The organism is Burkholderia paludis (assembly GCF_000732615.1).
GTDB classification, from domain to species: domain Bacteria; phylum Pseudomonadota; class Gammaproteobacteria; order Burkholderiales; family Burkholderiaceae; genus Burkholderia; species Burkholderia paludis.
Window position 1 is genome coordinate 1 of the sequence record NZ_JPGL01000071.1, and the last position, 13,056, is coordinate 13,056.

The window sequence follows — 13,056 nt, forward strand, 5'->3', positions numbered from 1 at the left end:
CCGACCGATACCGCGATCACTTCGGTCGCGACGCCCGCTTCCTTCAGGCGCACCGCTTCTTCCACCGCGATTTCGTCGAACGGGTTCATCGACATCTTCACGTTCGCGATGTCGACACCCGTGTTGTCCGACTTCACGCGGACCTTCACGTTGTAATCGACCACTCTTTTCACTGGCACCAGGATTTTCATGCACACGCTCCAAAGTTACGAATACGACCAGAGGCCATTCTATAGCGAGGCCTCATGACTGCGCGGCCAGGCGGCCCCAACCATCGTGGCTGTCGAGGATACCGCTTCTTGGCGACGCGCCAATGATAGCGAACGGTCGTTCTATTTTAAAAGAGAAAAAACCCGGACGCAAAGCCCGGGTTTTCGATCATCGACTCTAATCCCGCCGGGCGTCCCGCGCTTCGTCCGTTACCAGGCGGCAATGACCGCGCCGCCGAACTTGCCTTCGATGAACTGCTTCACGTCGGCCGAATGATAGGCCGCGATCAGTTTTGCAACCCACGGCTTGTTCCGGTCCGCCTCGCGAATCGCGAGGATGTTCGCGTACGGACCGTTCGGGCCCTCGATCGCGATCGCGTCCTGCTTCGGTTTCAACCCCGCTTCCATCGCGTAGTTGGTGTTGATCGCGGCCGCGTCGACGTCGCCGAGCGAGCGCGGAATCTGCGCGGCATCGAGCTCGACGATCTTCAGCTTGCGCGGATTATCGACGATATCGAGCGGCGTCGCCTTCAGCCCCGCATCCGCGCGCAGCTTCAGCACGCCCTGCTTCTGCAGCAACAGCAGCGCACGGCCGCCATTGGTCGGATCGTTCGGCACCGCGACGCGCGCACCCGGCTTCAGCTCGGCCAGCGACTTCACGCGCTTCGAATAAATGCCCATCGGAAACGTGACGGTATCGGCGACCTTGATCAGCTTGTAGCCGCGATCCTTCACCTGCGCCTGCAGATACGGATCGTGCTGGTAGCTGTTGGCGTCGAGATCGCCCGACGCGAGAGCGGCGTTCGGCTGCACGTAATCGGAGAATTCGACGATGCGGATATCGAGGCCGCTCTTCGCCGCGACCTTCTTCACCACTTCCATGATCTGCGCGTGCGGCCCGCCCGTCACACCCACCTTGATGGTTTCGGCCTGCGCGTATGCGCCCGCGAACAACCCGGCCGCGCCCAGCGCCACCGCAAACTTCAGCATGAAGCGTCGTTGCATCGTATGTCCCCTGATGGATCAGTTTCGTTTTATTTGTGGCTCAGCCGGCGGACGAGCCAGTCGCCGAACGACTGCACGATCTGCACGAACACGATCAGGATCGCGACCACCGTCCACATCACTTCCGGCAAATAGCGCTGGTAGCCGTAGCGGATCCCGAGATCGCCGAGGCCGCCGCCGCCGATCGCACCGGCCATCGCCGAATAGCCGACCAGCGACACGAACGTGATCGTCAGGCCCGCCACGATGCCCGGCAGCGATTCGGGCAGCAGCACCTTGAACACGATCTGCGACGTGGTCGCGCCCATCGATTGCGCGGCCTCGATCAGCCCGCGGTCGACTTCGCGCAGCGCCGTCTCGACCAGACGCGCGATGAACGGTGCGGCCGCGAGCGTCAACGGCACGACCGCCGCGGCCGTGCCGATCGACGAGCCCGTGACGAGCCGCGTAAACGGAATCACCGCGACCAGCAGGATGATGAACGGCGTCGAGCGGACGGCATTCACGACGCCGCCGAGCGCGCGGTTCACGGCGAGGTTCTGCAGCACGCCCTGCCGGTCGGTCAGGTAAAGCAGCACGCCGAGCGGCAGACCGACGAGCGCGCCGACCGCTCCGGAAATGCCGACCATGATCAGCGTCTCCCAGAACGACTGCACGAACATATCGAACATCTCACTCAACATACGAAAGCTCCTCTACCACCACACCTTGTTCGCGCAGGAACGCGAGCGCCTGTCCGACCTTGCCCGGCTCGCCGCCCGCGAGCACCGCGAGCGAACCGAACGCCTGCCCCTGGATCTCGTCGATCTGGCCGTGCAGGATGTTGAAATCGAGCTCGTACCGGCGGATCGTTTCCGACAGGATCGGCTGGTCGACCCCCGAACCCGTGAATGCGAGCCGCAGCAGATGCCCGCTTCCCGCTTTCAGCCGCTCGGCCACGCGCGCCTTCAGCGCGGGCGGCAGCTCCTGCGCGATCACGTCGCCGATCAGCGCGCGCGTCACTTCGTGATGCGGCTGCAGGAACACGTCGATCACGCGGCCTTCCTCGACCACGCGGCCCGCATCGAGCACCGCGACGCGATCGCACACCTGCTTGATCACTTCCATCTGGTGCGTGATCAGCACGATCGTCAGGCCGAGCTCCCGATTGATGCGCTTCAACAGGTCGAGGATCGAGCGCGTGGTCTCGGGATCGAGCGCGGACGTCGCTTCGTCCGACAGCAGCACCTTCGGCTGGCTCGCGAGCGCACGGGCGATGCCGACGCGCTGCTTCTGGCCACCGCTGATCTGCGACGGATAACGATCCTTCTGTGCGGACAGCCCGACGAGATCGAGCAGCGGCAGCACGGCGGCCTCGATGTCGGCACGGCTTGCGCCGGCCAGCTCGAGCGGCAGCGCGACGTTGTCGAACACCGTGCGCGACGACAGCAGGTTGAAGTGCTGGAAGATCATGCCGATCTCGCGGCGCGCCTCGCGCAGCGCACCGGCCGGCAGCATCGTGAGGTCGCGCCCGCCGACGACCACGTTGCCTTCGGTCGGCCGGGTGAGCAGGTTGATGGTGCGCACGAGCGTGCTCTTGCCGGCGCCGCTTCGGCCGATGATGCCGAACACCTCGCCCTGCGGAATCGTCAGGTTGACGTTGTGCAGCGCTTCGACCCAGCCGCTCGGCCCGGGGAACCGCTGCGAAAGATTGCGTAATTCGATCATGTAAACAAAACGACGGCCGGCCGACGAGTTGGCCCGTCAGCCGGCCGCCGATGCATCTGGAGTAGCCGGTGATTTTACCGCAAACCCCTCATTCCACTTAATAATCGATTTCGATCTTTTCATAACTGCACGAAATTAGAGGAGCGCTGCTGGCGCGCCTCGACAAGGCCGCGTCTATGATCCGGAACACACATGCAAAACAAAAGGGGACCCGCCAGATGACCGCCACCACCACGCCGGCCGCCGCGCCCGCCGCCGCCGGACCGACGCCTTCGTTGCCGCCCGCGCCGACCCTCGGCCGGCTGCGCACCGCGGACGGGCTCGAACTGGCGTCGTACCGCTGGGCGGCCGGCGACGGTACCGCGCCGCCGCGCGCGACGATCGCGCTCGTGCACGGCCTCGCCGAACACGCGGGCCGCTATGCCGCCCTCGCCGGCCGGCTGAACGCAGCCGGCATCGACGTGCTCGCGGTCGATCTGCGCGGGCACGGCCAGTCGCCCGGCAAGCGCGCGTGGGTCGAGCGTTTCGACGGCTACCTGAACGATGCGGATGCGCTGGTCGCCGAAGCAGCACGCGGCAGTACGCCGCTGTTCCTGATGGGGCACAGCATGGGCGGCGCGGTCGCGGCGCTGTACGCGATCGAACGCGCGCCGGCACGCGGCCACGCGCTGGCCGGGCTCGTGCTGTCGAGCCCGGCGCTCGCGCCCGGACGCGACGTGCCGCGCTGGATGCTCGCAGTGAGCCGTGTCATCAGCCGCGTATGGCCGACCTTCCCCGCGATCAAGATCGATGCGGCGTTGCTGTCGCGCGATCCGGCCATCGTCGCGGCCAATCGTGCCGATCCGCTCGTGCATCACGGTGCGGTGCCCGCGCGCACCGGCGCGGAAATACTCGACGCGATGGCGCGTATCGAAAGCGGCCGCAGCGCGCTGCGCGTACCGGTGCTCGTCTATCACGGCACCGAGGACAAGCTGACCGAACCCGACGGCAGCCGTGCGTTCGGCGCGCGCGTCGGCTCGCCCGATCGTACGCTGACGCTATACGAAGGCGGCTTTCACGAAACGATGAACGATCTCGAGCGCGATCGCGTGATCGATGCGCTGATCGCCTGGCTTCACGCGCGCGTGCCGGCGCGCTGAACGCACATGGCGCCGGCCGACCGGATGTCAGATGCCGGCCAGCACCCGCAGGTGCGCGACGACGCTGCGCCCGAGCGCGGACAGGTTGTAGCCGCCTTCGAGACAGCTCACGATGCGGCCCTGCGCATGCCGGCGCGCCACGTCGACGATCTGCGCGGTCAGCCACTCGAAATCCGCCTCGACGAGGCCGAGGCCGCCGATGTCGTCCTCGCGATGCGCATCGAAACCGGCCGACACGAACAGCATCTGCGGCTTGAAAGCGTCGAGGCGCGGCAGCCAGAACATGTCGACCGCTTCGCGGATCGCCATCCCGTTGCTGCGCGCGGGCATCGGCAGGTTGACCATGTTCGGCGCCTGGTGATCGACGCCCGAGAACGGATACAGCGGATGCTGAAAAAAGCTGCACATCAGCACGCGCTCGTCGTTCGCGAACGCGGCCTCGGTGCCGTTGCCGTGATGTACGTCGAAATCGATGATCGCGACACGCTCGATACCGTGTACGTCGAGCGCGTGCCGCGCGGCGATCGCGACATTGTTGAAGAAGCAGAAGCCCATCGCGCGCGCGGGCTCCGCATGGTGGCCGGGCGGGCGGACGCTGCAGAACGCATTCGCGTAGCGGCCTTCGATCACCGCGTCGGTCGCCGCGATCGCGGCGCCGGCCGCGCGCAGCGCCGCGCGCCACGTATCGCGGTTCATCAGCGTATCGGGATCGATCTCGACATAGCCGTCGACCGGCGTCATGCTTCGGATGTAGTCGATGTGCGCCTGCGTATGCACCCGGCCCAGCGCCACCTCGCTCGCGAACGGGGCGGTTTCGTGCACGATCAGGTCGTCGATGCGGCTCGCGATCAGTTGATCCTGGATCGCCGACAGGCGGGCCGGGCATTCCGGATGCCATTCCCCCATCTCGTGCAGCATGCAGTCGGGGTGCGTATAGAAAGCGGTTGCCATAAGCTGTCATCCGCGACGCGCGGTGCGCCGCAGGTCTCCATCAATGATGTCCATCGTCTGCCGCGAATTCGCCGCTAACTTACCACAACGGGGGCCCGCCACGCCCCGACGCGCCGGATCCGTCGGGTATACTGCGCCGAACCCAATCGCCCTGTCCGCCCGCTTCGACATGAATTCCAGCAAGCCTGCCGCCCTTCTTTCCGCGCTGTTCCGTGTTCGCGTCCCGCTCGTCGCGGCCGCTGTCGTCGCGACCCTCGGCGCCGCGCCGGCCGTCGCACAGACGAAGCCCGCGAAGCCAGCCGGCACGCTCGTCGCACAAGGCCAGCCGCAGCAGCCGACGCCGCCGGGCCAGACCTTCGAAGAGGAAATCGTTCCGCAGCGTTACGCGAACAATGCGAAAGTCGATGCGTTCATCGACGAGATCGCGGGCCGCAACGGCTTCGATCCGGCGAGCCTGCATGCGCTGTTCTCGCGCGTCAGCTACTCGGCAACGGCCGTCAAGCTCGTGAGGCCCGCTCCGTCGCCGACGGTCAAGAACTGGCGCGTCTATCGCTCGCGCTTCATCGAACCGATCCGGATCAATGCGGGCGTGAAATTCTGGAAGGCGAACCAGGCAACGCTGCAGCGCGCGGCCGAGCAGTTCGGCGTGCCGCCCGAGGTGATCGTCGGCATCATCGGCGTCGAAACGATCTACGGCCGCTACATGGGCAATTTCCGCGTGCTCGACGCGCTGACGACGCTGACGTTCGACTATCCGGACACGCCGAATCGCGACAGCCGCCAGGCAACGTTCCGCAAGAATCTCGAGGACTTCCTGGTCTGGACTCGCGACAACCAGCTCGACCCGGCCACCGTGCTCGGCTCGTATACGGGCGCGATCGGGATCCCGCAGTTCCTGCCGAGCAGCATCCGCGAATATGCGGTCGACTTCGATGGCACGGGGCATGTCGACCTGCGCAGCAGTCCTGCCGACGCCATCGGCAGCGTCGCGAACTACCTGAAGCAGCACGGCTGGGAAACCGACCGCCCCGTGGTCTGGCAGATCACGCCCGATACGGGCAGCCTGGGCATCGCACAGGCCGCCGCCGACGGCCAGCCGGAGCCGCACTGGGCGCTGTCGCAACTGCTGCGCGCGGGCATGACGCTGAACGAACCGGCGGTCGACATCACCGCCGAGGGCGGCACGTCGGTCACGGTGGTCGACCTGCCGTCGCCGGGCCGTGCAACCGAATACATGCTCGGCCTGAAGAATTTCTACGTGCTGACCCGCTACAACCGCAGCTTCTTCTACGCACTCACCGTGTACCAGCTCGGCGAGGCCGTGAAGGCACAGATGGAAGCGAGCGGCGCCCTTCAGCCGAGCGCCACCGATTCGCAGTCGCAGTAAGCACCGACCGCCCAACAAAAAAGCGCCGCGTATGCGGCGCTTTTTTGTTGCGTGCGCACGGCGCACGGCTGCCCGGGGTCAGGCGGGAAACACGCCCGTGGACAGGTAGCGGTCGCCGCGATCGCAAACGATGAACACGATCGTCGCATTCTCGACCTGGCGCGCGATGCGCAACGCGACTTCGCATGCGCCGCCCGACGAAATGCCCGCGAAGATGCCCTCGACCGCGGCGAGCCGGCGCGCCATCGTTTCCGATGCGGCCTGGCTCACGCTCTCGACGCGGTCGACGCGGCTGCGATCGAAGATGGTCGGCATGTACGCCTCCGGCCACTTGCGGATGCCCGGAATGCGCGAACCGTCTTCCGGCTGGGCACCGACGATCTCGATCGCCGGATTCTGTTCCTTCAGGTAGCGCGACGTGCCCATGATCGTGCCCGTCGTGCCCATTGCCGACACGAAGTGAGTGACGCGCCCTTCGGTATCGCGCCAGATCTCCGGGCCCGTGCCTTCGTAATGCGCAACCGGATTGTCGGGGTTCGCGAACTGGTCGAGGATCACGCCCTTGCCTTCGCGCTGCATCTCGTCGGCGAGATCGCGCGCCAGTTCCATCCCGCCCTTCACGGGCGTCAGGATGATCTCGGCGCCATATGCAGCCATGCTCTGGCGACGCTCGACCGACAGGTCCTCCGGCATGATCAGCACCATCTTGTAGCCGCGGATTGCCGCCGCCATCGCGAGCGCGATGCCCGTGTTGCCGCTCGTCGCCTCGATCAGCGTGTCGCCCGGCTTGATGCGCCCGCGCGCCTCGGCCTTGCTGATCATCGACAGCGCCGGGCGATCCTTCACGGAACCGGCCGGATTGTTGCCTTCGAGCTTCGCGAGCACCACGTTGTTGCGTGCGCGAATCTCGTCGTCCGGCAAGCGGACCAGTTGCACGAGCGGCGTATTGCCGATCGTGTCTTCGATAGTTTTGTAAGCCATGGAGAGACCGTGAGTACGTGGCAGATCAATCGGTCGATTGTAAACCACCCCCGCCGCTCGCGCCGGCAACCCCGCTGCGACGATGGAATACGCCGCCGCGCGACGCATGGTCGCAACGTATGCCGCCCACACGCAAAAAACCCGCGGCACGCCGCGGGAAGCCGTCGCAACGACGGCGACTGAAGGAGCCGTTGTGCCTGTGGCGCGCGACGCGTTACTTCTGCGCGGTACGCGCAGGTGCAGGCGCCGCCGCGGGCCGGGTTGCCGCCGGCTTGCCCGCGGCCGGCGTGGCCGGCGTGGCCGCGCCCGTGCCGGCCGCACCGATCGTCAGCCCTTCCTGCTGCAGCCGCTCGACGGTATGGCCGCCCATGCCCTTCACGCGCGAGGCGAGATCTTCCGCATTCCTGAACGGGCCGCGTGCGCCGCGTTCGTCGAGAATCGCCCTGGCCCGCGCCGGACCGATGCCCTTGATGCCGACGAGCGCATCCTCGCTCGCGGTATTGACGTCGACGGCCGCCCAGGCCGACGCGATCATGCCGAGCAGCGCCGCCGCGGCAAACCATTTCCTGATCATGTGCTGGATCTCCGATGAAAGCGGCCGGCGGCTGCCGACCGTGAGACCCAGTCTATCGATGCAACGCTTCCGCTTAAACCTGGCCGGATAGCCAACGGACGTAGCGGTCGACACCTTCCTGCACGGTCAGGAACGGTGCGTCGTAGCCAGCCGCGCGCAGTTTCGTCTGATCGGCCTGCGTGAAGCATTGATACTTGCCGCGCAGCGCATCGGGGAACGGCACGTATTCGATCAGCCCTTGCTCGACCTGCTGCGCGAGCGTCAGCGGCGGCAGGTTGTCGAGCGCGCGCAGCGTATTCACGACCGTCGACGCGATATCGTTGAACGGCTGCGCTCGGCCCGTGCCGAGGTTGAAGATGCCCGACTTCTCCGGATGATCGAAGAAGAACAGGTTCACCTTCGTCACGTCCTCGACCGACACGAAGTCGCGCGTCTGCTCGCCCGGCGCATAACCGTTGTACTCGCCGAACAGCTTCACCTTGCCTTCCGCGCGGAACTGGTTGAAGTTGTGGAACGCGACCGACGCCATGCGCCCCTTGTGCGTTTCGCGCGGGCCGTACACGTTGAAATAGCGGAAGCCGGCGATCTGGCTCCGCGCGGCCGGCAGCACGCGGCGGATCACCTGATCGAACAGGAACTTCGAATAGCCGTAGACGTTCAGCGGCGCCTCGACGTCACGCTCCTCGACGAAACGCGTCGAGCCGCCGTAGATCGCGGCCGACGACGCGTACAGGAACTGCGTGCCCTGTGCGAGGCACGCGTCGAGCACCGCACGGCTGTAGCGGAAGTTGTTGTCCATCATGTAGCGACCGTCGGTTTCCATCGTGTCCGAACAGGCGCCTTCGTGGAACACCGCGCGCACCTTGCCGAAATCGCCGCGCGCGAAGCGTTCGACGAATTCCGTCTTGTCGAGATAGTCGTCGATCTCGCAATCGACGAGATTCCGGAACTTGTCCGCGCGCGTCAGGTTGTCGACCGCGATGATGCGCGTCTCGCCGCGCTCGTTGAGCGCCTTGACGATGTTCGCGCCGATAAAACCGGCCGCGCCGGTGACGATGAGGGTCATGATCGTCCTGCCTGAGAAAATGCGAGCGATGCCCATGCGGTGCGCTCGTCGCGCCGCATGGCATGCACTCAGTGAAACAGTTCGTCGTAGTCCACGGTGGCCGTGCCGAGCTTGCCGACCACGATGCCTGCCGCGCGATTCGCAAGCACGACCGCGTCGACGAGCGGCACGCCGGCGCCGAGCATCGTCGCGACCGTCGCGATCACGGTATCGCCCGCGCCCGACACGTCGAACACCTCGCGCGCGAGCGCCGGTGCGTGCAGTTCGCCGGTGGCGGAAAAGAGCGTCATGCCCTCTTCCGAGCGCGTGAGCAGCAGCGCGTCGATGCCGAGCTCCGCGCGCAGCTTCGTGACGCGCGCGCGCAGATCGTCTTCCGATTTCCACTGCCCGACCACTTCGCGCAATTCCGCGCGATTCGGCGTGATCAGCGACGCGCCGCGGTAGCGCGCCCAGTCGTCGCCCTTCGGATCGACGAGGACGGACTTGCCGGCCGCGCGCGCCTTCTCGATCATCGTCGTGACGTGCGTCAGGCCGCCTTTCGCGTAATCCGACATCAGTATGACGTCATGCTGCGGCAACAGCGCATCGAAGCGCGCGAGCCCCGCGAGCAGCACCTCGTGCGTCGGCGTCGCCTCGAAGTCGACGCGCAGCAGTTGCTGCTGGCGCGCGAGCACGCGCAGCTTGATCGTCGTCGGCAGCGCCGGATCGCGTTCGAGATGCGGCGTCACGCCGCTGCTGCCGAGCAGCTCGACGATCCGTTCGCCCGGTTCGTCGCATCCGACGACGCACAGCAAACCGGCCTGGCCGCCGAGCGTCACCGCATTGCGTGCGACGTTGGCCGCGCCGCCGAGCCGTTCTTCCTGGCGCTGCACGTGCACGACCGGCACCGGCGCTTCCGGCGAAATGCGGTCGACGTTGCCGAACCAGTAACGGTCGAGCATCACGTCGCCGACGACGAGCACGCGCGAACGCGCGAGCTGCGCGCGCGGCACCGGAGCGACTTCGCGAAGAGTATTCATCGTAGGGTCAGCCACGGGAGGACGACTGGGGATCGACATAGGGCCGGCCGATCGCGTGATAGTCGATGCCCAGCTCGGCCATCGCGTCCGGCTCGTACAGGTTGCGTCCGTCGAAGATCACCGGCGCCTTCAGCTCGGCCTTCAGGCGCGTGAAATCGGGGCTCCGGAACTCCTTCCACTCGGTCACGATCACGAGCGCGTCCGCACCGGTCACGGCGACGTCCTGCGTGTCGACGAGATGCAGCCGCGCCAGCGTGTCCGGCGTGTCGGCGAAATCCAGCGCGAACACGCGCCGCGCCTCGTCGACCGCGACCGGATCGTAAGCACGCACGGTCGCGCCGCGCGCGAGCAGCGCCGCGATCAGGCGACGGCTCGGCGCCTCGCGCATGTCATCGGTATTCGGCTTGAATGCCAGGCCCCAGACCGCGAACTCGCGGCCCGTCAGGTCGGGGCCGAAGCGCTGCTCGATCTTGCCGATCAGCACGTCCTTCTGCGCATGGTTGGCCGCCTCGACCGCCTCCAGGATGCGCAGCGGCTGGCCGTTCTCGCCGGCCGTGCGAATCAGCGCCTGGACGTCCTTCGGGAAGCACGAGCCGCCGTAGCCGACGCCGGCGTACAGGAAGTGATAGCCGATGCGCGGATCGGATCCGATCCCTCGGCGTACGGCCTCGATGTCGGCGCCGACCTTGTCGGCGAGATTCGACATCTCGTTCATGAACGAGATACGCGTCGCAAGCATCGCGTTCGCCGCATACTTCGCGAATTCGGCCGAACGCACGTCCATGTAGATCGTGCGCTCGTGATTGCGGTTGAACGGCGCGTAAAGCTTCTTCATCTTCTCGCGCGCGATCGTGCCCGTCTCGTCGCCGTCGACGCCGATGATGATCCGGTCCGGACGCATGAAGTCCTCGACCGCGGCGCCTTCCTTCAGGAATTCCGGGTTCGACACGACCGAGAAGCGATGCGCGACGCTGCCCGCGAGCCCGCGCGCGGCCAGCGCCTCGTCGACCACGCCGCACACGCGCTGCGCGGTGCCGACCGGCACCGTCGACTTGTCCACGATCACCTTGAAGCCCGTCATGTAGCGGCCGATGTTGCGGGCCGCCTCGAGCACGTACTGCAGGTCGGCCGAGCCGTCCTCGTCGGGCGGCGTGCCGACCGCGATGAACTGGATCTCGCCGTGCGCGACGCTCGCCTCGATGTCGGTCGAGAAGCGCAGACGCCCCGCCGCGCGATTGCGCGCGATGATGTCCAGCAGCCCCGGTTCGTGAATCGGCATCCCGCCGTTGTTCAGGATGTCGATCTTGCGCGGATCAACGTCGAGACAGAAGACGTCGTGACCGATCTCCGCGAGGCAGGCGCCCGTGACGAGACCGACATAGCCGGTGCCGATGATGGTGATTTTCATAGATGTTCCGGTACTTCCCGGTAATTGACTAACTTGGCCGCCGGGACCAGCCCGGCGGCGACCGCAGCGCGTCGGCTCCGCGAGCCGGGATCAGCCCGGCATCGCAGGTTCGACGCGGCGCGGCGCATAGGTTTCCCAGCCGCTGCATCCGGGGCACTGCCAATAGAAAAGCCGTGCCCTGAAGCCGCAATTCTGGCACGTATACCGTGGCAGATTCTTCGTGCGCTGCTTGATCAGCGCACGCATCATTTCAAGTTCCTTACGGCGCGGTTCGTCGGCCGCCGCGATTTGCGCATCGAGCAAATGCAGCATGCCCGACAGGTTCGGCGACTTCTCCATCTGCGTCCGTGCGAGCATGTGCGCCGCTTCCTGGCCGCGCAACCCCGCGATGTGCTGGTACGCGACGTCGAGCAGGTCGTTCGACGGGTAGCGGTCGACGTAGCCCATCAGCAACTCGGCGCCTTCGGCGTTCTTGCCGAGCGCGACATATGCCTTCATCAGCTTGTCCGCGACCAGCGGCAGATACGCCGGATTCTGCGCTTCCACGCGCTTCCAGTGCCCGATTGCGGCGGCGTGGTCGCCCTCCGCTGCCGCCGCATCGCCCGACAGGATCGTCGCGCGCACGTTCTGCGGGTTCACGGTCAGCGCCAGCCGCAGTTGCTCGGCCGCCGCGGCCGCGTTCTTGCGCTGCAGCGCGTCCTGCGCGAGTTCGCAGTGAAACTGCGCGATCTCGACGCCAAGCGGCTTGTCGCTCATCGACTCGATGCGCTTGGCGGTATCGATCGACTTGTTCCAGTCCTTCTCGGTCTCGTAGATCGTCAGCAGCGCCCGTTGCGCGCCAAGCGCGTAGTCGCCGTCGGCGAGCTTGTGAAACGCCTCCTCCGCGCGATCGAGCAGGCCGGCCTTCAGGAAATCCTGGCCGAGCTCGTACAGCGCGTGGTCGCGTTCGTTGACCGGCAGATCCGTGCGGCTCAGCAGGTTCTGGTGCACGCGGATCGCGCGGTCGGTTTCGCCCCGGCGGCGAAACAGGTTGCCGAGCGCGAAGTGCAGCTCGACCGTTTCGGGGTCGAGCTTGGCGACCTCGATGAACGCGTCGATCGCCTTGTCGGGTTGTTCGTTCAACAGAAAATTCAGGCCGCGAAAATACGAGCGCGGCAGGTTGGCGCTCTCCGACAGGAGATTCTTCAGGTCATAGCGTGACGCCGCCCAACCAAGCGCGAACGCAACCGGAATCGCGAGCAACCACCAGAAATCCAGATCCATGCGAAATATCGAAGCAGAGACGAAAACCGCGCGATTATCGCGCGGCGTCCGTGTTAAATGACGGGCGGCATCGGCGGCTGGTCGATGACGGCCGGTGTTTCGCGCGCCGCGCGCAGATCGCGCTTCAGGCGCCCGTTCTCGAGACGCAGGCGAAAGATCGACGGCAGCGCGGACAGCAGGCCGGCCAGCAGCCCGACCGCGAAGAACGCCAGACCGATCAGGATCAACGGCGCTTGCCATGCCTGGCCGGCAACGAAATTCAGCGTCGCGGTTTGCGTATTGGCCAGCGCAAGCACCAGCAGCAGGATGAACACCAATACCCGGATCAGCCAGACGATAAACTTCAT

At 66.1% G+C, this 13,056-nt stretch carries 14 protein-coding genes; 2 read left to right on the forward strand and 12 right to left on the reverse strand.

What is annotated here, in order from left to right; translation table 11 throughout:
* The 4 genes from GQ56_RS0132615 to GQ56_RS0132630 form a co-directional block, all read right to left on the reverse strand.
* Nucleotides 1-191 (reverse strand): electron transfer flavoprotein subunit beta/FixA family protein (locus tag GQ56_RS0132615; RefSeq protein ID WP_407638615.1); only part of this gene is annotated, 191 nt, incomplete at its 3' end.
* A 228-nt stretch (nt 192-419) separates the two neighbouring features.
* Entirely contained in the window at nt 420-1,214 is a 795-nt protein-coding gene (locus GQ56_RS0132620) for a MetQ/NlpA family ABC transporter substrate-binding protein (protein WP_031402649.1), read from the reverse strand.
* Between the two features lie 29 nt (nt 1,215-1,243).
* Complete coding sequence (locus tag GQ56_RS0132625) at nt 1,244-1,897, reverse strand: methionine ABC transporter permease (RefSeq protein WP_031402650.1); 654 nt, start codon at nt 1,895-1,897, stop codon at nt 1,244-1,246.
* Nucleotides 1,887-2,921, reverse strand: coding sequence for a methionine ABC transporter ATP-binding protein (locus GQ56_RS0132630; RefSeq protein WP_031402651.1), 1,035 nt, complete (start codon nt 2,919-2,921; stop codon nt 1,887-1,889). The genes GQ56_RS0132625 and GQ56_RS0132630 overlap by 11 nt, the downstream gene beginning before the upstream one ends.
* A gap of 218 nt (nt 2,922-3,139) precedes the next feature.
* On the opposite strand from GQ56_RS0132630, the gene GQ56_RS0132635 reads away from it, so the two are divergent.
* On the forward strand, nt 3,140-4,060 hold the full coding sequence (locus GQ56_RS0132635) for an alpha/beta hydrolase (protein WP_031402652.1): 921 nt from the start codon (nt 3,140-3,142) through the stop codon (nt 4,058-4,060).
* Between the two features lie 27 nt (nt 4,061-4,087).
* On the opposite strand, the gene GQ56_RS0132640 is transcribed toward GQ56_RS0132635, so the two are convergent.
* A complete protein-coding gene (locus GQ56_RS0132640) occupies nt 4,088-5,011 on the reverse strand; it encodes a histone deacetylase family protein (RefSeq protein WP_031402653.1) in 924 nt (307 codons plus the stop codon).
* A 43-nt stretch (nt 5,012-5,054) separates the two neighbouring features.
* Here GQ56_RS0132640 and mltB point away from each other — a divergent pair, with 43 nt between their 5' ends.
* Nucleotides 5,055-6,398 carry a lytic murein transglycosylase B gene (gene mltB / locus GQ56_RS0132645; protein ID WP_075123080.1) on the forward strand — a complete coding sequence of 448 codons (1,344 nt, stop codon included), beginning with the start codon at nt 5,055-5,057 and terminating at the stop codon, nt 6,396-6,398.
* 78 nt (nt 6,399-6,476) lie between these two features.
* Here the strand turns inward: mltB and cysM are convergent, their stop codons facing one another.
* The 7 genes from cysM to GQ56_RS0132680 all read right to left on the reverse strand — a co-directional run bounded on the left by cysM (nt 6,477) and on the right by GQ56_RS0132680 (nt 13,056).
* A complete protein-coding gene (gene cysM, locus GQ56_RS0132650; RefSeq protein WP_031402655.1) occupies nt 6,477-7,379 on the reverse strand; it encodes a cysteine synthase CysM in 903 nt (300 codons plus the stop codon).
* Nucleotides 7,380-7,593: 214 nt separating this feature from the next.
* Nucleotides 7,594-7,953 (reverse strand): ComEA family DNA-binding protein, encoded by a 360-nt coding sequence (locus tag GQ56_RS0132655; protein WP_031402656.1) that lies wholly within the window; start codon nt 7,951-7,953, stop codon nt 7,594-7,596.
* Between the two features lie 73 nt (nt 7,954-8,026).
* Complete coding sequence (gene rfaD / locus GQ56_RS0132660) at nt 8,027-9,019, reverse strand: ADP-glyceromanno-heptose 6-epimerase (RefSeq protein WP_031402657.1); 993 nt, start codon at nt 9,017-9,019, stop codon at nt 8,027-8,029.
* 68 nt (nt 9,020-9,087) lie between these two features.
* Nucleotides 9,088-10,038: a D-glycero-beta-D-manno-heptose-7-phosphate kinase gene (rfaE1, locus tag GQ56_RS0132665; protein ID WP_075123081.1), complete on the reverse strand. Its 951-nt coding sequence runs from the start codon at nt 10,036-10,038 to the stop codon at nt 9,088-9,090.
* Between the two features lie 7 nt (nt 10,039-10,045).
* Nucleotides 10,046-11,446 (reverse strand): UDP-glucose dehydrogenase family protein, encoded by a 1,401-nt coding sequence (locus tag GQ56_RS0132670; RefSeq protein ID WP_031402659.1) that lies wholly within the window; start codon nt 11,444-11,446, stop codon nt 10,046-10,048.
* A gap of 90 nt (nt 11,447-11,536) precedes the next feature.
* Nucleotides 11,537-12,709 (reverse strand): lipopolysaccharide assembly protein LapB, encoded by a 1,173-nt coding sequence (gene lapB, locus GQ56_RS0132675; protein ID WP_031402660.1) that lies wholly within the window; start codon nt 12,707-12,709, stop codon nt 11,537-11,539.
* 53 nt (nt 12,710-12,762) lie between these two features.
* Entirely contained in the window at nt 12,763-13,056 is a 294-nt protein-coding gene (locus tag GQ56_RS0132680; protein WP_031402661.1) for a lipopolysaccharide assembly protein LapA domain-containing protein, read from the reverse strand.

Excerpts from the sequence above, each read along its gene's own strand:
- GQ56_RS0132680 (WP_031402661.1), bottom strand. The coding sequence starts at position 13,056 with ATGAAGTTTATCGTCTGGCTGATCCGGGTATTGGTGTTCATCCTGCTG.
- GQ56_RS0132640 (WP_031402653.1), bottom strand. The coding sequence starts at position 5,011 with ATGGCAACCGCTTTCTATACGCACCCCGACTGCATGCTGCACGAGATG.
- cysM (WP_031402655.1), bottom strand. The coding sequence starts at position 7,379 with ATGGCTTACAAAACTATCGAAGACACGATCGGCAATACGCCGCTCGTG.
- rfaE1 (WP_075123081.1), bottom strand. The coding sequence starts at position 10,038 with ATGAATACTCTTCGCGAAGTCGCTCCGGTGCCGCGCGCGCAGCTCGCG.
- GQ56_RS0132655 (WP_031402656.1), bottom strand. The coding sequence starts at position 7,953 with ATGATCAGGAAATGGTTTGCCGCGGCGGCGCTGCTCGGCATGATCGCG.
- rfaD (WP_031402657.1), bottom strand. The coding sequence starts at position 9,019 with ATGACCCTCATCGTCACCGGCGCGGCCGGTTTTATCGGCGCGAACATC.
- lapB (WP_031402660.1), bottom strand. The coding sequence starts at position 12,709 with ATGGATCTGGATTTCTGGTGGTTGCTCGCGATTCCGGTTGCGTTCGCG.
- GQ56_RS0132670 (WP_031402659.1), bottom strand. The coding sequence starts at position 11,446 with ATGAAAATCACCATCATCGGCACCGGCTATGTCGGTCTCGTCACGGGC.
- GQ56_RS0132625 (WP_031402650.1), bottom strand. The coding sequence starts at position 1,897 with ATGTTGAGTGAGATGTTCGATATGTTCGTGCAGTCGTTCTGGGAGACG.
- GQ56_RS0132620 (WP_031402649.1), bottom strand. The coding sequence starts at position 1,214 with ATGCAACGACGCTTCATGCTGAAGTTTGCGGTGGCGCTGGGCGCGGCC.
- GQ56_RS0132630 (WP_031402651.1), bottom strand. The coding sequence starts at position 2,921 with ATGATCGAATTACGCAATCTTTCGCAGCGGTTCCCCGGGCCGAGCGGC.
- GQ56_RS0132635 (WP_031402652.1), top strand. The coding sequence starts at position 3,140 with ATGACCGCCACCACCACGCCGGCCGCCGCGCCCGCCGCCGCCGGACCG.
- mltB (WP_075123080.1), top strand. The coding sequence starts at position 5,055 with ATGATGTCCATCGTCTGCCGCGAATTCGCCGCTAACTTACCACAACGG.